The sequence below is a fragment of the Algoriphagus sp. 4150 genome (assembly GCF_031457395.1).
Classification (GTDB): domain Bacteria; phylum Bacteroidota; class Bacteroidia; order Cytophagales; family Cyclobacteriaceae; genus Algoriphagus.
The window spans coordinates 509081-523944 of sequence record NZ_JAVDWS010000001.1 but is presented as its reverse complement, the minus strand read 5'-3'; the positions used below and the strand labels follow the sequence as shown (position 1 = coordinate 523944).

Here is a 14864-nt window from a genome sequence, read left to right as displayed (position 1 = left end):
GCTATGTGGTAAAAAAAAATGAGCAATGATCAATTTTCAAATTCAATGATCAAGGAAAAGCCTGCTCTAACCTTTGCGTTCCTTGGTGGACTCCTATGCGGTAAAGCTATTCAAACCACATAGAATCATAGCACTCATAGTTTTTTTGAGAAATATAGACTCGCTCTCAAGGTAGACCAGGCGCTTTATGGACTTTCCGGTTATCATTTTTCACCACAAAAGGAACAAAGTGCATAAAGTGCTAAGACCAAAGACCCACTGTCTTTCTGACGCCATCATCGTTATAACCGCTGTTCGTATCATCGCTATCAGCCTTCAATAACCATCTTTCCGTGAGTGAGCTCACAGCGAACGAGAAATTAATCTCTCTTCCAGTCAGATCAGCTCTATGCTTTCTATGTGGTAAAAGCAAAAACCCCAAATCAAATGATTCAGGGTCTCAGTAGAAAGAAGCCGGTTTAGAAATTCAAAAATAAATCGTTTTTGTTCTCCCTTTGATGTCTGTTACTTCCAAATACACATCCTCAGCTTGAACGCCATTTAACCTGTAGTCTTTGCGGAAGCCTTCGGGCTGATCTACTATTTCTTTATACACGACTTTATTGTCAATCACTTTTTTGATTTTAACATCTACACCGGCTTCTTCCAAGCCCACAACCAAGAGGTTAATTGTATTTTTATCTACTTTTTTACCATAAGCCATCAGCGGATATACCAAAGGAGCCGGCTCCTCCTTTTCCACTGTTTCTACAGTATAGGTGACTTCTTCGTCCTCAGTCGAAATCATTACCCGATACTCTCCACAGGGAAGACTGTTCATATTGTACGGGACAATCAAATCCTCCTTAGCTTTTACGGAACGTGAATGAAGTCTTTTTCCATTCATATCGAAAATGACAATTTTTGCTTTACCGACACCTTCTTTGAGGTGCACGTTTATTTTTTTGTAAGTAGCGTTAACTGTTGAATTTGCTTTTAAATCTTCAAGGTCGTTAGCTGCAAATGTACCGGTCGCTAAAAGTCCGGCCAGTGCGAATGTGAATAAGGTTTTCATAACATTGTTGGTTTAGAGTTATGCTTTCCCTTGTGCGAACCATGTACCAACTGATCTCCAAGGGCCATTTCACACTGTTTTGACAAGTTATCTTATTTGCAAAAATTAACATTTTCACAAAATATAATTTGGTAATTAGGTTATTTTACTAATTAAAATAGTCTAATAGTGATCGATTTCCTCAAAAAATGTATTATCACCGAACAGTTCATAGTGTTTGATCGGTAATTAAGGGTTACATTTTATTGTAGCTATTCAAAAAAATAAATTTCTCAATTAATTATAAGTGATTAATATTAACTAGTTTAAAAAAACAAGACCTGTACGCTCCTGTACAGGTCTTGTTCGCTGAGATACAGAAATTTGATCTATATCAAAACTTTCTAAGCTCTTGAGCAACTGCTTTTACCCGGTCTTTAATCTGAATTCCGCTTATATCTAAGTTCATTGAGGTTGCAGTGAGAAATTCATTCACCGCTCCGGTATGATCCGTAGATTTACCTTCTGCCAGAGTCACATAGCGCATCGTGGTCCACAAGAGTGTCTTCAATTGCTTCTCACTATCATCTGTCATGTAATACTCCAAAATCACCGTATTGTGATTATGGCAGATGATACGGCTCTTGATCCGTACCCACTCTCCCACCATCGCAGGCTTCACATAGGATATATTGTGGTTGTATATCACCCAGGCCGCTTGGTATTTTTTGATGAAATCCATCATCTCTACTCCATAGAGCTTTGGTACCTGATCTTCCCGGGCGTTAAAGAAGTAATCGAAATACTTGGCATTGTTCAGGTGACGGAGCGGATCACAATCCTGAAACCTAATCAGAACTCTGCTTTCCGTTTCCTTTGGGTAATGTTTCTCCGGATTAAATTCAAACATAATCAATCTAGTATAGCTGTACTTTCAATAAATTTCACTCCTGCGCTTTGCATCTCTGCCAAAGCTGCCTCCCCGTCCTTGGGATTAAGATTCACCGCTCTGGTAGCATCCGTGATCAGGTAGGTGTGGAATCCTAAACTGACTGAATCCAATGCGGTGAATTTCACGCAATAATCCTGTGCAAGTCCCGTCACGAAGACGTTCATTATTCCTTCATTCTGTAGAAAATCTGCCAGTCCGGTATCTCCTTTTCTGGCATTGTCAAAGAATCCTGAATAAGAGTCAATAGCAGGGTTCCTCCCTTTTTGGAAAATAGCCTTCCATTTGATGGGATTCAAATCTTCATGGAATTCAGCCCCTTCCGATCCCTGTACACAGTGCACCGGCCAAAGAATCTGCGTTAGCCCATCCAATTCAATCAGCTCTCCGGGATTTTTACCGCTGTGATTTGCAGCAAAGCTGCCATGATCTGCCGGGTGAAAATCCTGGGTAGCGACTATAAAATCGAATTTCTCCTGTAATGTATTAATGACAGGAACAACTTCATCTCCACGATTGACCGCCAGAGCCCCTCCCGGCAAGAAGTCATTCTGAACATCGACAATCAACAAGACACTATTTTTCAGATTCACTGCCATTATCAATTTGTTTTGCTTTCAATACCAATTCCATCCTGAGGTGATGAAGGTTTTCCTCCAAACCGATAGGATACAAATGCGGATTTACCAATCTCTTATGTGTCTTGTCCAGAGAATCAAGCTGGTTTTGAACTCTATCCCTGATTTGTCCTATAGTCGGAAGTTCATAGACCAATTTACCTTGATTGAAAATCGGCTTGAGTAATATCTCCTCCTGATAGAAAGCAGGCATCATCCGCTTTCTCCTGGTAGGATCATTCGGATCAATAATCAATGCTGCCTGAGGATTCAGTTCTTGAGCTTCAAGGTAGATCATATCGGCAACTGCTTTTCCCTTGGAAAAAAAACGCTTTACTGTATGCAATCCCGGAATATTGATTTTTAAGGATTGCTGGGAAAGTTTGATTTTTGGAACCCAAGTTCCATTTTCATCCCGTATTGCGGAGAGTTTATATACACCACCAAGTGCCGGCTGATCAAATGCCGTTACCAATTTCGTTCCCACTCCCCACACATTGATCGATGCTTCCTGTCCTTTCAGGGATGTGATGATATGCTCATCCAGATCATTTGAAGCTACGATTTTAGCATCCGGAAAACCTGCTTCATCCAGCATCTCCCGGGCCACATTGCTGAAATAAGCCAAGTCTCCGGAGTCTATTCGGATACCTACCATTTCCCTTCCCTTGCTTCTCAAGGTATTTCCTATTTTAATGGCATTCTTAATTCCATTGACTGTATCATATGTATCCACCAAAAAAACGGATTGGTCAGGAAAAGCATCAGCATAGGCTTTGAAAGCTTCCATTTCCGTTTCGAAAGACATGATCCAGCTATGCGCATGCGTACCGGACACCGGGATTCCAAATAGCTTTCCGGCCATCACATTACTTGTAGAAGCGCAGCCACCGATATAGGCAGCCCGGGAGGCAGCCAATCCGCCGTCTATTCCTTGGGCACGACGCAAGCCGAATTCCAAGATGGGTTCGCCTTTTGCTGCCAAATTAATCCGTGCAGCCTTGGTAGCAATCAAACTTTGGAAGTTAACAATATTCAAAAGTGGGGTTTCCAGTAATTGGCACTGGATCAAAGGACCCTTTACACGAACCAACGGGGTATTGGGAAACACAACTGTCCCTTCCTCCACTGCATCTATATCGCAGCTGAATTTCATATTTCTCAGGTAGTCCAAAAAACCGCTTTCAAACAACACCTCATCATTCTTGCCTTTCATGGTGGCCAGATAACTCAGATCTTCTTCGCTGAACTGGAAGTTTTTGCAATAATCTACGATGTAATCCAGTCCAGCCGCAATCGTAAATCCACCCTGAAAAGGATGTTTTCTAAAGAAAAGATTGAACACCGCTTCCTGCTCTGCCTTTCCTGACTTCCAGTAAGCATAAGCCATGGTCAGCTGATAAAAATCTGTCAGAAGTGCCAGCGAGCCTTGATATAGATCTTTCGTGATTTTCATTGTTTGTTTTTAGCTTAGTTCAAAAATAACCTGCTTTAGATTCCTGTCCAATTCATTATGAAACTTGCTTCACCCGCATATTGAGTAGAATTCCCAACAAAACAAGCCCCATTCCCACATAAACCAAGGCATTGTATGTTTCCTCAAAGAAGAAAAAACCAAATATCAATGCGTAAACTATACCTATGTAGGTAAGGCTGGCAACCTTGGACACATTCGCATTTTGGTAGGCTATCGTCAGGAAATATTGTGCTGTCTGGGTACAAATACCGATGAAGAGCAATACCGCCCAATCCCAGCCCACAGGATTCACCCAGCCAAAAGCAGATACAATCGCTGCAAAAGGGAGTGTCACAAGTGGGAAATAGAAAATAATGACCAGAGGATGTTCCGTATTTTTAAGCTTGCGGATGACATTGTACGCCAAACCGGAAAATATAGCTGAAAAGATTCCTACTATAGCCCAGAACGTATCTACTCTCGCGTCCACTCCCTGAATGACCACTACACCTGCAAAGGAAATTGCAAAAAACAAAAGCTGAATGGGTTTCACTTTTTCCTTCAGCAGAAATACTCCAAAAATCGTAGTGAAGACCGGGGACAAATATTGAATGGTCACCGCACTGGCCAAGGGTATATTTTGTAGCGTGTAGAAGAACGAAATCAGCCCTATTGATCCCACTACCCCACGGATAATCAGCCATTTCTTATTATTCCCGAAGACATTTACTCTTTGCTTTTTAAGAACCAAATAGCTAAAAACCAAGGAGAACACTGATCTGAAAACTATGATTTCTATGGCGGGAATATGCGGAATGTACTTTACAGACACATTCATCAGAGCGAAAAATATCCCAGCCAATAGCATGGACTGGACACTGTTAATCTTCAAAATTACAACTTTTCAGAGTGATCCCCTTTTAAGGAAATTGAAATGGCAATAGTTCAAAAATATTTCAAAAAATCCAATCTGCTCTACGAACCTTTAGGGACGGATTGGGTTTGAGTGTTTATGGCATTAAAAATTGGCAATACCGCACCGGAATTTAATCTCCAATCCACAGGAGCCAAATCAATCAATTCCTCCACTGATTTGAAAGGCAAAGCATTCATTCTTTATTTTTATCCTAAGGATTTCACCAAAGGATGCACGGCTGAAGCATGTGAATTCAGAGATCAATTTGAAGCATTCCGTAATCTGGAGATTCCTGTACTCGGAATCAGCAAGGATGATATAGAAACGCATGAAAGATTTAAAAAAGAGCACAGACTTCCTTTTGATTTACTTTCTGATCCCACAGGCGAGGTCTGCAAGTCTTACGATGCGCTTATTCCCCTAATCAAAATGCCCAAGCGAATTACCTATCTCATCGACAAAGACCACAAGATTTCGGCGGTTTTTTCGGAGATGTTTGAGTCAAAGGGACATATTGAGGCAATGCTGGGGAAACTTCAGAAGTAGAGAAAGTCTCCCGCCAAGGTGCTAAGGCGCAGTTTTACATCGACGGCACAAGTCTGAAGACTTGCGCCAAAATCTAATATCTAATACTAATATCCAGCGTCTAAAGAATCAGCCCATCCTGCATCACTACTTTTCGGTCGGCCATTTCGGCCAGTTCCTCATTGTGTGTCACGATCACAAAAGCCTGCCCCAGTTCTTTGCGAAGCGTAAAGAACAATTCATGTAGCCCCCGTGCATTTTGAGTATCCAGATTGCCGCTTGGCTCATCCGCAAATACCACTGCCGGGCTATTGATCAGAGCTCTCGCCACGGCTACTCTTTGCTGTTCTCCTCCGGAAAGCGTGGATGGCTTGTGATCTAGCCTATGTGAAATCCCCAACAATTCGGCAAGTTCTCCTGATTTTTTGTTCAGTTTGTCTGTGGAAATCTGACCGATAAATCCGGGGATCATAATATTTTCCTGTGCAGTAAATTCAGGTAGGAGATTGTGAAATTGGAATATAAAGCCAATCCGTTCATTTCTGAACTTTGCCAACTCCTCCCCCTTCAGGTTGAGAAGTTTCTTTCCATCCATTTCCAAAACGCCCTGATCAGGATGATCCAAAGTCCCCAAAATATGAAGCAAGGTGCTTTTACCCGCACCCGAGGAACCGACGATGGAAACAATCTCAGAAGTTAAAATTTCAAGGTCTACACCTTTTAATACTTGAAGGCTTCCATAAGATTTATGGATACCGTTGGCTTTCAGCATACTAACTTTTTTAATTCATTCAAAAATAGAACAAATGCCTATCTCAATGGGAAATTAACGGCTTTTTTTCCTGAAAAAGAGAAAAGTCGGGTTTGATTTATCGAGTCTTAGGACTTAACTTCGGGCAAAAATTTCCAAAGGATGAATATTCACGAATATCAGGCTAAAGAAGTATTAAAAGGTTACGGAGTCCGCATTCAGGAAGGTATAGTCGCCGACACACCTGAAGCGGCTCATGAAGCAGCTGTTAAGTTAAACGAGCAAACCGGTACTAGCTGGTATGTGATCAAAGCCCAGATCCACGCAGGTGGACGCGGAAAAGGCAAAGTCAACGAAACCGGTTCTAACGGAGTAGTTCTTGCCAAAAAATTGGAAGACGTCTCAGAAAAGGCTAAAAATATACTTGGCGGTACATTGGTTACGCACCAGACAGGTCCGGAAGGAAAAGTAGTAAATAAGGTTTTGATCGCTGAGGATGTATACTATCCGGGAGCTTCTGAACCGAAAGAGTATTACCTGTCTATCCTATTGGACAGAGCTACAGGAAGCAACGTGATCATGGCCTCTACCGAAGGTGGAATGGACATAGAGGAAGTTGCAGAGCATACTCCTGAGAAAATCATGAAAGAGTGGATCGATCCTAAAGTCGGTCTTCAGCCTTTCCAAGCTAGAAAAGTGGCATTTGGACTTGGTCTTTCAGGTAATGCATTCAAAGAAATGGTGAAGTTCATTACTGCTCTTTACAATGCATACGAAGGAACTGATTCTTCTCAGTTTGAAATCAACCCGGTATTGAAAACTTCCGATGATAAGATCTTGGCAGTAGATGCCAAAGTGAATATCGATGACAATGCACTTTACAGACAAAAGGGACTGGCGGAATTGAGAGACGTGGCTGAAGAAGATCCATTGGAAGTAGAGGCGGGAGAATCAGGACTGAACTATGTGAAACTGGACGGAAACGTCGGTTGCATGGTGAATGGTGCCGGTCTGGCGATGGCTACTATGGACATGATCAAACTGGTAGGCGGCGAGCCTGCTAACTTCCTAGATGTGGGAGGAGGGGCAAATGCTACTACCGTAGAGGCAGGTTTCAGAATCATCCTTCAGGATCCTAACGTAAAAGCTATCTTGATCAATGTATTCGGTGGTATCGTAAGATGTGACAGAATTGCCAGCGGTGTGGTAGAAGCTTACAAATCTATCGGAGACATCAGAGTTCCTATTATCGTAAGGCTACAGGGAACGAATGCTGAAGAAGGCGCAAAAATCATCGATGAATCAGGATTGAAAGTTTCTTCTGCAATTACGCTTAAAGAAGCTGCTGAAAAAGTACAGGCAGTACTGGAAGCTTAAAAATAAAAACACGGTAATGAGGAGCAATTCTCATTACTTTCTGCACTCGTAGTTCAACTGGATAGAATATCAGATTTCGGCTCTGAGGGTTGAGGGTTCGAATCCTTCCGAGTGCACTTAAGGCTTAGGCGATCGTCTAAGCCTTTTATTTTTTAAGCCCGGGCTATGCATTTGGTTTTGTTATAGCCTTCCCCTGTTTTTATAGAGAAGGACTGTAATTGCATAGGGAAAATTGTCCTTGTGAATGAGGAAGGTCAAGTAGGTAGGGACGTGACGCAGCCCGTATCGTCACAAATCCTTGCCGGCGTCCGTGTCATCACGGATGGCTACAACAGGAAATCCAAGAGTGACAATATGCTCTTTTGTCCGGAGACGTGCGCAACTCCCCCTTCTGCACATACATTACTATGGGAAAATCGTCCTTGTCAAAGAGGGGGCTCTCTCTGATACTTTTGAGGCCAAAAGTATCCAAAAGCCTTTGCCAGAGTCTATGCTTCAAATCGGTTGAGAAATCAAAAAATGCAGAGGATTCATGACCGATTTAATTTTTGGAACTTCTCGCTGCCTAAAAATCGGCGGATCACGGCTTGCCCCCCTACAGCCTGGCCCAAACCCTGCGGCCTGCCCTGGATTATTATCAGGAAATCTGAGTCAGTGCAGGAAGTGGAAAAGGCGCTCGGTATGTATGTATTGTATCGATCTTCAATCTTTCTATTTACGCAAATAATATGGTGAAGTAATTCTATTCGTCCTTTTGGCTTGGCCCAAAAGGACCAAAAGCCCAAGACGCCAGCAATCTTCCGCCCACATACCAGCCGCACCCTTCCGCCTGAGGCGGACAAGCTGTGCTGCGTCCTTCCAGCGCGCCCTCACACTAAGCCAAGGTTCTAAATTATGAACTCTCTAGTTTTAGGTAGTAAGGTAGAACGTGAGGTAAGCACCATACACCGTAAAAACGAGGCAATGCCGTAGAGTCAGTCCCGATTCTTTCGGGACATGGCAGATTTGTAACTTGTCCGCCGTGGCGGAGCCCAGCATTTCAATGCTGGGTTGAATAAGTTCAACGACCATTGCCTTCCTCCTGCGGCGGACAGGCCTGCCACGGAATATCGTCTGGAAATGGGGAATGGTGCAGGAGGTGGAAAAGTGTGTTGGTTATTTTTTATCTATCCTCAATATCCCTATTGAACCGAATCGATAATGTTAAGGTTAATTTCTCTCTTACTTTTTGAAGGCAAAAAGTAACAAAAACCTTCGTCGCAGCAAAGCTTCTCCCCGCATACCAGCCGCCTGGCCCGCTGCTGCGACCTCCTCCGCGCCCTTGCACTAAACCAAGATCTAAATATGAGCTCTCTAGTTTAGGTAGTAAGACGGAACATCAAGTAAGTACTGTACAGCCCTTCGTATCTCACGGACGGCGACGGAACGGCTGTAACCGGATGCCTGAATGGAAAATCACCCTGAAGGGGTAAAACTTTCAATAACCCCTGGTGAGTAAGTGACACGAAGTAAGCGAGCGTAACCCATGGTTAAAAACATACAAGGCCATTGCCTTCCTCCTGCGGACAGGCCTGCCCAGGATCACTGTCTGGAAATGGAGATTTCCTCCCTCGGTAACGCGGAGGTGGTTTTCCATGATACTTTTTGAATCCCAGCTTTGCCTGAAAGGCAGGGAAATTTGATTGGTCTTTTTTACACAGAACCTATTCAAAGCCGTCAAACTTGAAAGTAACAATTATGCCGTGGCTGTTTCCCAATATTGAATTATTGAATCGTGCATTGTGCTGGTAGGTTATCAGTACATGGTTGAAAGCATACAGACCGACAAGGAAATTAAGTGAGGAAGTACTTCTGTATCCGGTACCAATTTCAATGATGTTTCGATAGCTTAATGAAATATTTGCGTCTAGCTGAACCGGAGCACCTGCTTCATACTTGATCAAGGCGCTTGGTTTAATCATAGTATTTTCAGAGTAATTAGGGAAAAACCGGCAGCCCACATAGCCATATAAAGGATTCGAGGTAACAACATTTTCTTCTAAATCAATTTGGCTTCCCAATAGGTTTGGTGCAGAGAGACCTACGTAGAAATCCGCAGTATTATAGAGAAATCCCACTCCGATGGTTGGTAAAGTTGCGCTGATGTTCCGGGCAAATTCAGGATCATTATCTATCCCCAGTTCAAGCAGGTCCTCATTTAGCTGTCTGACCCCTGCCGTCATTCCAAATGAAAACACTTTGTTGTTATAAATTTGCCAGTTGGGAGTCCTGATGTAAGATTTATTGTTTTTTGCACCAAAGAAAATTTTATATGAGTAAGCCACATAAGCTGTGGTATTGGTTGTGACACCTACTTTATCTCTGGAAATAGTTGCACCAAGCCCCATTTTGTCATCAGCAATCGGCGTATTGAACGTGAAAGAGGAATTTTTGGGACTACCTTCTATTGCATTGAAATAGCCGTAATTGCTAAAGGTGACTTCTGATCCATACGTCATTCCCGCATAGGCAGGATTCACTAATAGGGGATTATAGTTGTATTCTGAGAAAAGAGGTGTTTGCTGGCTTTTTGCCAAAAACGAAATATGGGTAGCTACCACGAGGAGAAAAAGGAGCTTAAAATCTATTGTGTTCATCTTATCTCTTGATAATTAAGAATCCTTTTACGCTTATCTGACCGTTACCATCCTGAAGCAGGATTTCAAAGAAGTAAGTGCCGGACGGTAATTGTGAACCCCCCAACTGAGTTAATCTATTTGCAGTTCCGTCAAATACATTTGATTGATTGTCATAATTTACAGTTTCAAAGACTTTGTCTCCCCACCGGCTATAGACCGCTACGTTGTTTTGAGGATAATTATCAATGTCTTCGATAGCCCAAAAATCATTTATGCCGTCACCATTTGGGGATATACCATACTTTGTCTTGAAGTTTCCCTTACTGCTACGGGTCAGAAAACTTATTTCTGAGCATCCAACCGCCTCCCCCGCTGCACTGAAAGGGATTACAGAAAGGACATACTGCTGATTTTCATCCAAACTTGTTTCGAGCGTATAAGTGTTACCGATCACTAATTGATTTTCAAGGATATTGCTTACTCCTGGAGATGTTCCTAGGGACACATAGTACCAAAGTGCTTCTTCCTCTTCTTCCCATATAATGGTGGGGCTTAAAGAAACGTTTTCTTCCCCTTGTGCAGGGTAGCTGATGGTAGTGCAACTTGGAAGTGTAGGTTCCTCCGTGGAAGCGGTGGTAAAGCTGATCTCATCACACCCTTGTGCTTCCCCAACTTCATTGAATGGGATGACCGTAATGTAGTAGACGGTGTTTTCTTCCAAGGTTTCTGTCAACGCATAGCTAGTCCCCGCAACTTCTTCCCGATCCAGAATCTGTGTTCTGCCGGGACTTGTGCCCAACGAGAGATAATAGCCCTCCGCGCCGACAGCAGCCTGCCAGGAAATTGTAGGATTTAGATTTATGTCTGTTGATTCGTGGGATGGAGCAGTGATGACAGTGCAACTTGGAATTGTAGGTTCCTCCGTGGAAGCAGTGGTAAAGCTGATTTCTTCACATCCTTCTGCTTCCCCGACTTCATTGAATGGGATGACCGTGACAAAGTAGACGGTGTTTTCCTCCAAGGTTTCTGTCAACGCATAGCTAGTCCCTGTAACTTCTTCACGATCCAGAATCTGTGTTCTGCCAGAACTTGTTCCCAACGACAGATAGTAGCCTTCCGCACCGCTTGCAGTCTGCCAAGTGAGGGTTGGAGTCAGATTGACATTTTCAGAATTGTCAGAGGGAGATGATATGGTCGTACAATCCGGAAGCACAGGCTCAGTTGCGGAAGCAGTGGTAAAGCTGATCTCATCACATCCCTCCGCTTCCCCAACTTCATTGAAAGGTATTACTGTGACAAAGTAGACGGTGTTTTCCTCCAAGGATTCTGTCAACACATAATCTGTCCCCGCAACTTCTTCACGATCCAGAATCTGCGTTCCGCCGGGACTTGTTCCCACTGACAGGTAGTAGCCTTCCGCACCGACAGCAGCCTGCCAGGAAATTGTAGGATTTAGATTTATGCCTGTTGATTCGTGGGATGGAGCCGTGATGACAGTGCAACTTGGAAGTGTAGGTTCCTCCGTGGAAGCGGTGGTAAAGCTGATTTCAGTACACCCGGCTGCCTCGCCGACTTCGTTGAAAGGGATTACCGTGATGTAGTAGACAGTGTTTTCTTCCAAGGTTTCTGTCAACGCATAGCTAGTCCCTGTAACTTCTTCACGATCCAGAATCTGCGTTCCGCCGGGACTTGTTCCCACCGACAGGTAATAGCCTTCCGCACCGACAGCAGCCTGCCAAGTGAGGGTTGGAGTCAGATTGACATTTTCAGAATTGTCAGAGGGAGATGATATGGTCGCACAATCCGGAAGCGTGGGCCCAGTTGTGGAAGCAGTGGTAAAGCTGATTTCATTGCATCCCTCTGCTTCACCTGCTTCATTGAAAGGTATTACTGTGACAAAATATACGGTGTTTTCCTCCAAGGCTTCTGTCAACGCATAACTAGTCCCTGTAACTTCTTCACGATCCAGAATCTGCGTTCCGCCGGGACTTGTCCCCAACGACAGGTAGTAGCCCTCCGCACCGGCAGCAGTCTGCCAGGTAATTGTAGGATTTAAATCAACATTTTCTGCATTATTGGATGGAGCCGTGATAGTGGTGCAATCCGGGGGAGAAAGAAGGGTTTCAGTAGTAAAGCTGACCTCATCACATCCTGCTGCCTCACCGGCCTCATTGAATGGAATTACAGTGATAAAGTAAGTAGTATTTTCTTCCAAAGATTCTGTCAACGCATAGCTAGTCCCTATAACTTCTTCCCGATCCAGAATCTGTGTTCCACCAGGGCTTGTTCCCACTGACAGGTAATAGCCCTCCGCGCCGACAGCAGCCTGCCAGGAAATTGTAGGATTTAGATTTATGCCTGTTGATTCGTGGGATGGAGCCGTGATGACAGTGCAACTTGGAAGTGTAGGTTCCTCCGTGGAAGCGGTGGTAAAGCTGATTTCATTGCATCCCTCTGCTTCCCCGGCCTCATTGAAAGGTATTACCGTGACAAAGTAGGCGGTGTTTTCCTCCAAGGCTTCTGTCAACCCATAGTCTGTCCCCGCAACTTCCTCACGATCCAGAATCTGTGTTCCGCCGGGACTTGTACCCACCGACAGGTAATAGCCTTCCACACCGGTTGCAGCTTGCCAAGTGATTGTAGGAGTCAGATCAACGTCCGTTGCATTATTGGACGGAAAGATGATACTTATGCAATCCGGGGGAGAAAGAAGGGTTTCAGTAGTAAAGCTGACCTCATTACATCCTGCTGCCTCACCGGCCTCATTGAATGGAATTACAGTGATAAAGTAAGTAGTATTTTCTTCCAAAGATTCTGTCAACGCATAACTAGTCCCCGCAACTTCTTCACGATCCAGAATCTGCGTTCCCCCTGAACTTGTGCCCACCGACAGGTAATAGCCCTCCGCACCGGTTGCAGCCTGCCAGGTAATTGTAGGATTCAAATCAACATTTTCCGCATTATCGGATGGAGCCGTGATGGTAGTACAGGTTGGAGGGATAGGAGCTTCTACAGGAGCGGTATTCTCATAAGCACCAAGGTCAATTGTATTGTTGAAAATACGTGCTTCTCCATCCAAGTCAGTGGATGCTGCTGCCGGAGAAGAAGAAACCTGATTAAAAAGCCCATTTGCACCGGCATCTACAGCAGGACTGGCATTGCGAAGACGGTAGTCACCTGCCAAGGGGTCCACAAATAAAGGATCAACGCCAAGCAGATTGTTCTGTCCATCAGTATAATCCTGTAAACTATTATTTCTGACACTCAAACCTGATAAATCCGTAGTCCTAGAGGCCGCGGCTATGTCAGCATTTAATGCCCCCGCCCCCTCGTTATTTAGAAATATACTATTATAGACAGTGCTTGATGATGCTCCAAAATTAAATACAATTGCAGTATTTCGATTGTTTACAAATGTGACATTTGATAGCATCAGCTCACTATTGTTATTATATATCGCGCCTCCGAGCCCTGCGGCGCTGTTATTGTCAAAGAGCGAGCTGGTGATAGTTAGAGTGGAACCCGAATGGTTACGAACAGCTCCACCGGTTTCATCACTTCTGTTGTTTTCAAATACACAGTTTTCTATGCTCATTGGACTCCATGAATACAGAGCCCCTCCAGATCTCGCCGATGAATTGCCCCTGAAAACAGTGTTTCTTATAACTAGCCCATCTGTCCAATTAAATATTGCTCCTCCACCATTTGAACTTCCAGGAGGGTTTTGAAAACGGTTATTTTCGAATAAACAATTCTCTACGAGTATGTTGTCTCCAAATCTATTATAAACCGCCCCCGCTCCCCGGTCTCCTTCACTGATATTACTGAGGAATATACAGTTTAGGATTGTGGTGTTATGTCCTCCGAAAATATAAATGGCTCCACCACCTTTGTTTATATCATCCGGGCTTTCTAATCCTATAAACCCATTCCTCAATGTAACTCCGTCAATTGTGAAGTTGGTTTCTCTGACAAATAGTATCCTCGTGCTATTTTGACCGTCGAGAATACTTTTGTTTTCCTCGAAATCTCTTTGATTTCGACTATTCTCTGCGCCGGAGAACCCCCCATAGAATGCCAGTTCTGATCTCCCAAAATTGTTAAGCTCTAATTCTTGGTCAAGAAAATATACTCCGGCTCTAAGCCAAATCTCTGTATTAGAGGATGAATTAGCGACCGCACTCTCTATATTGCTTGCTTCTGCCCAGCTCGATCCGTTTCCCGTTCCGTTCGGGGCAACGCGAATTATAGTCTGAGCTTGAGAATTGAAGCACATCATTGCCCCTATGCTAATAAGCAGGAAAGACATTAATAGTTTGTCCCTGAAAACAATACGCATGAAATTGACGGGTGGGGTAAAGTCATTGGAGTTTTGGCCATGCAGTTACTATACCTGGCTGCATTTACCAAGGTGAAAGCAACGGGTATTTAATCCCTTTTTCCTTTGGATAAAATTATACCTGTTCTAAGTCCATATCAAATCACAACTGACTATTAAACATCTACAGTTTTAGACGATACGTCTACAAATCGTCTACAGATAAGCCGGATTTTACTAATTTTAGCAATAGTGCCTTAAAAAAAAGCTATCCCGACCTTTGCTTCGGGACCGGGTTGGACCT

Annotated in this window: 10 protein-coding genes and 1 tRNA gene; 3 read left to right on the top strand and 8 right to left on the bottom strand. The window is 43.7% G+C overall.

Annotated features, from left to right (window positions below):
• Nucleotides 1–466 precede the first annotated feature (466 nt).
• From J2X69_RS02270 to J2X69_RS02250, 5 genes are all read right to left on the bottom strand, one after another.
• Nucleotides 467–1054, bottom strand: coding sequence for a hypothetical protein (locus tag J2X69_RS02270; protein ID WP_310097786.1), 588 nt, complete (start codon nt 1052–1054; stop codon nt 467–469).
• Between the two features lie 373 nt (nt 1055–1427).
• Nucleotides 1428–1943, bottom strand: a complete 516-nt coding sequence (locus J2X69_RS02265) for an acyl-CoA thioesterase (protein ID WP_310097783.1) — start codon at nt 1941–1943, stop codon at nt 1428–1430.
• A 2-nt stretch (nt 1944–1945) separates the two neighbouring features.
• Entirely contained in the window at nt 1946–2581 is a 636-nt protein-coding gene (pncA, locus tag J2X69_RS02260) for a bifunctional nicotinamidase/pyrazinamidase (RefSeq protein WP_310097780.1), read from the bottom strand.
• Nucleotides 2559–4055: a nicotinate phosphoribosyltransferase gene (locus J2X69_RS02255; RefSeq protein WP_310097777.1), complete on the bottom strand. Its 1497-nt coding sequence runs from the start codon at nt 4053–4055 to the stop codon at nt 2559–2561. Before J2X69_RS02255 ends, pncA begins: the two co-directional genes overlap by 23 nt.
• 55 nt (nt 4056–4110) lie before the next feature.
• Complete coding sequence (locus J2X69_RS02250; protein WP_310098437.1) at nt 4111–4923, bottom strand: DMT family transporter; 813 nt, start codon at nt 4921–4923, stop codon at nt 4111–4113.
• Nucleotides 4924–5067: 144 nt separating this feature from the next.
• Between J2X69_RS02250 and J2X69_RS02245 the strand changes: the two genes are divergently transcribed.
• Entirely contained in the window at nt 5068–5517 is a 450-nt protein-coding gene (locus J2X69_RS02245; protein WP_310097774.1) for a peroxiredoxin, read from the top strand.
• A gap of 100 nt (nt 5518–5617) precedes the next feature.
• Here the strand turns inward: J2X69_RS02245 and J2X69_RS02240 are convergent, their stop codons facing one another.
• Nucleotides 5618–6268, bottom strand: coding sequence for an ABC transporter ATP-binding protein (locus J2X69_RS02240; RefSeq protein ID WP_310097771.1), 651 nt, complete (start codon nt 6266–6268; stop codon nt 5618–5620).
• Nucleotides 6269–6409: 141 nt separating this feature from the next.
• Between J2X69_RS02240 and sucC the strand changes: the two genes are divergently transcribed.
• Both sucC and J2X69_RS02230 read left to right on the top strand, forming a co-directional pair.
• On the top strand, nt 6410–7624 hold the full coding sequence (gene sucC / locus J2X69_RS02235; RefSeq protein ID WP_310097768.1) for an ADP-forming succinate--CoA ligase subunit beta: 1215 nt from the start codon (nt 6410–6412) through the stop codon (nt 7622–7624).
• 42 nt (nt 7625–7666) lie between these two features.
• A tRNA-Arg gene (locus J2X69_RS02230) sits at nt 7667–7740 on the top strand.
• A 1587-nt stretch (nt 7741–9327) separates the two neighbouring features.
• Here J2X69_RS02230 and J2X69_RS02225 read toward each other — a convergent pair.
• A complete protein-coding gene (locus J2X69_RS02225; protein WP_310097765.1) occupies nt 9328–10260 on the bottom strand; it encodes a PorP/SprF family type IX secretion system membrane protein in 933 nt (310 codons plus the stop codon).
• A 1-nt stretch (nt 10261) separates the two neighbouring features.
• On the bottom strand, nt 10262–14551 hold the full coding sequence (locus J2X69_RS02220) for a gliding motility-associated C-terminal domain-containing protein (protein WP_310097762.1): 4290 nt from the start codon (nt 14549–14551) through the stop codon (nt 10262–10264).
• Nucleotides 14552–14864 lie beyond the last annotated feature (313 nt).

What these genes read in the sequence shown, in the direction of transcription:
- J2X69_RS02250 (WP_310098437.1), bottom strand. Translation starts at nt 4,923, where the DNA reads ATGCTATTGGCTGGGATATTTTTCGCTCTGATGAATGTGTCTGTAAAG.
- J2X69_RS02255 (WP_310097777.1), bottom strand. Translation starts at nt 4,055, where the DNA reads ATGAAAATCACGAAAGATCTATATCAAGGCTCGCTGGCACTTCTGACA.
- J2X69_RS02225 (WP_310097765.1), bottom strand. Translation starts at nt 10,260, where the DNA reads ATGAACACAATAGATTTTAAGCTCCTTTTTCTCCTCGTGGTAGCTACC.
- pncA (WP_310097780.1), bottom strand. Translation starts at nt 2,581, where the DNA reads ATGGCAGTGAATCTGAAAAATAGTGTCTTGTTGATTGTCGATGTTCAG.
- sucC (WP_310097768.1), top strand. Translation starts at nt 6,410, where the DNA reads ATGAATATTCACGAATATCAGGCTAAAGAAGTATTAAAAGGTTACGGA.
- J2X69_RS02245 (WP_310097774.1), top strand. Translation starts at nt 5,068, where the DNA reads ATGGCATTAAAAATTGGCAATACCGCACCGGAATTTAATCTCCAATCC.
- J2X69_RS02220 (WP_310097762.1), bottom strand. Translation starts at nt 14,551, where the DNA reads ATGTCTTTCCTGCTTATTAGCATAGGGGCAATGATGTGCTTCAATTCT.
- J2X69_RS02265 (WP_310097783.1), bottom strand. Translation starts at nt 1,943, where the DNA reads ATGTTTGAATTTAATCCGGAGAAACATTACCCAAAGGAAACGGAAAGC.
- J2X69_RS02270 (WP_310097786.1), bottom strand. Translation starts at nt 1,054, where the DNA reads ATGAAAACCTTATTCACATTCGCACTGGCCGGACTTTTAGCGACCGGT.
- J2X69_RS02240 (WP_310097771.1), bottom strand. Translation starts at nt 6,268, where the DNA reads ATGCTGAAAGCCAACGGTATCCATAAATCTTATGGAAGCCTTCAAGTA.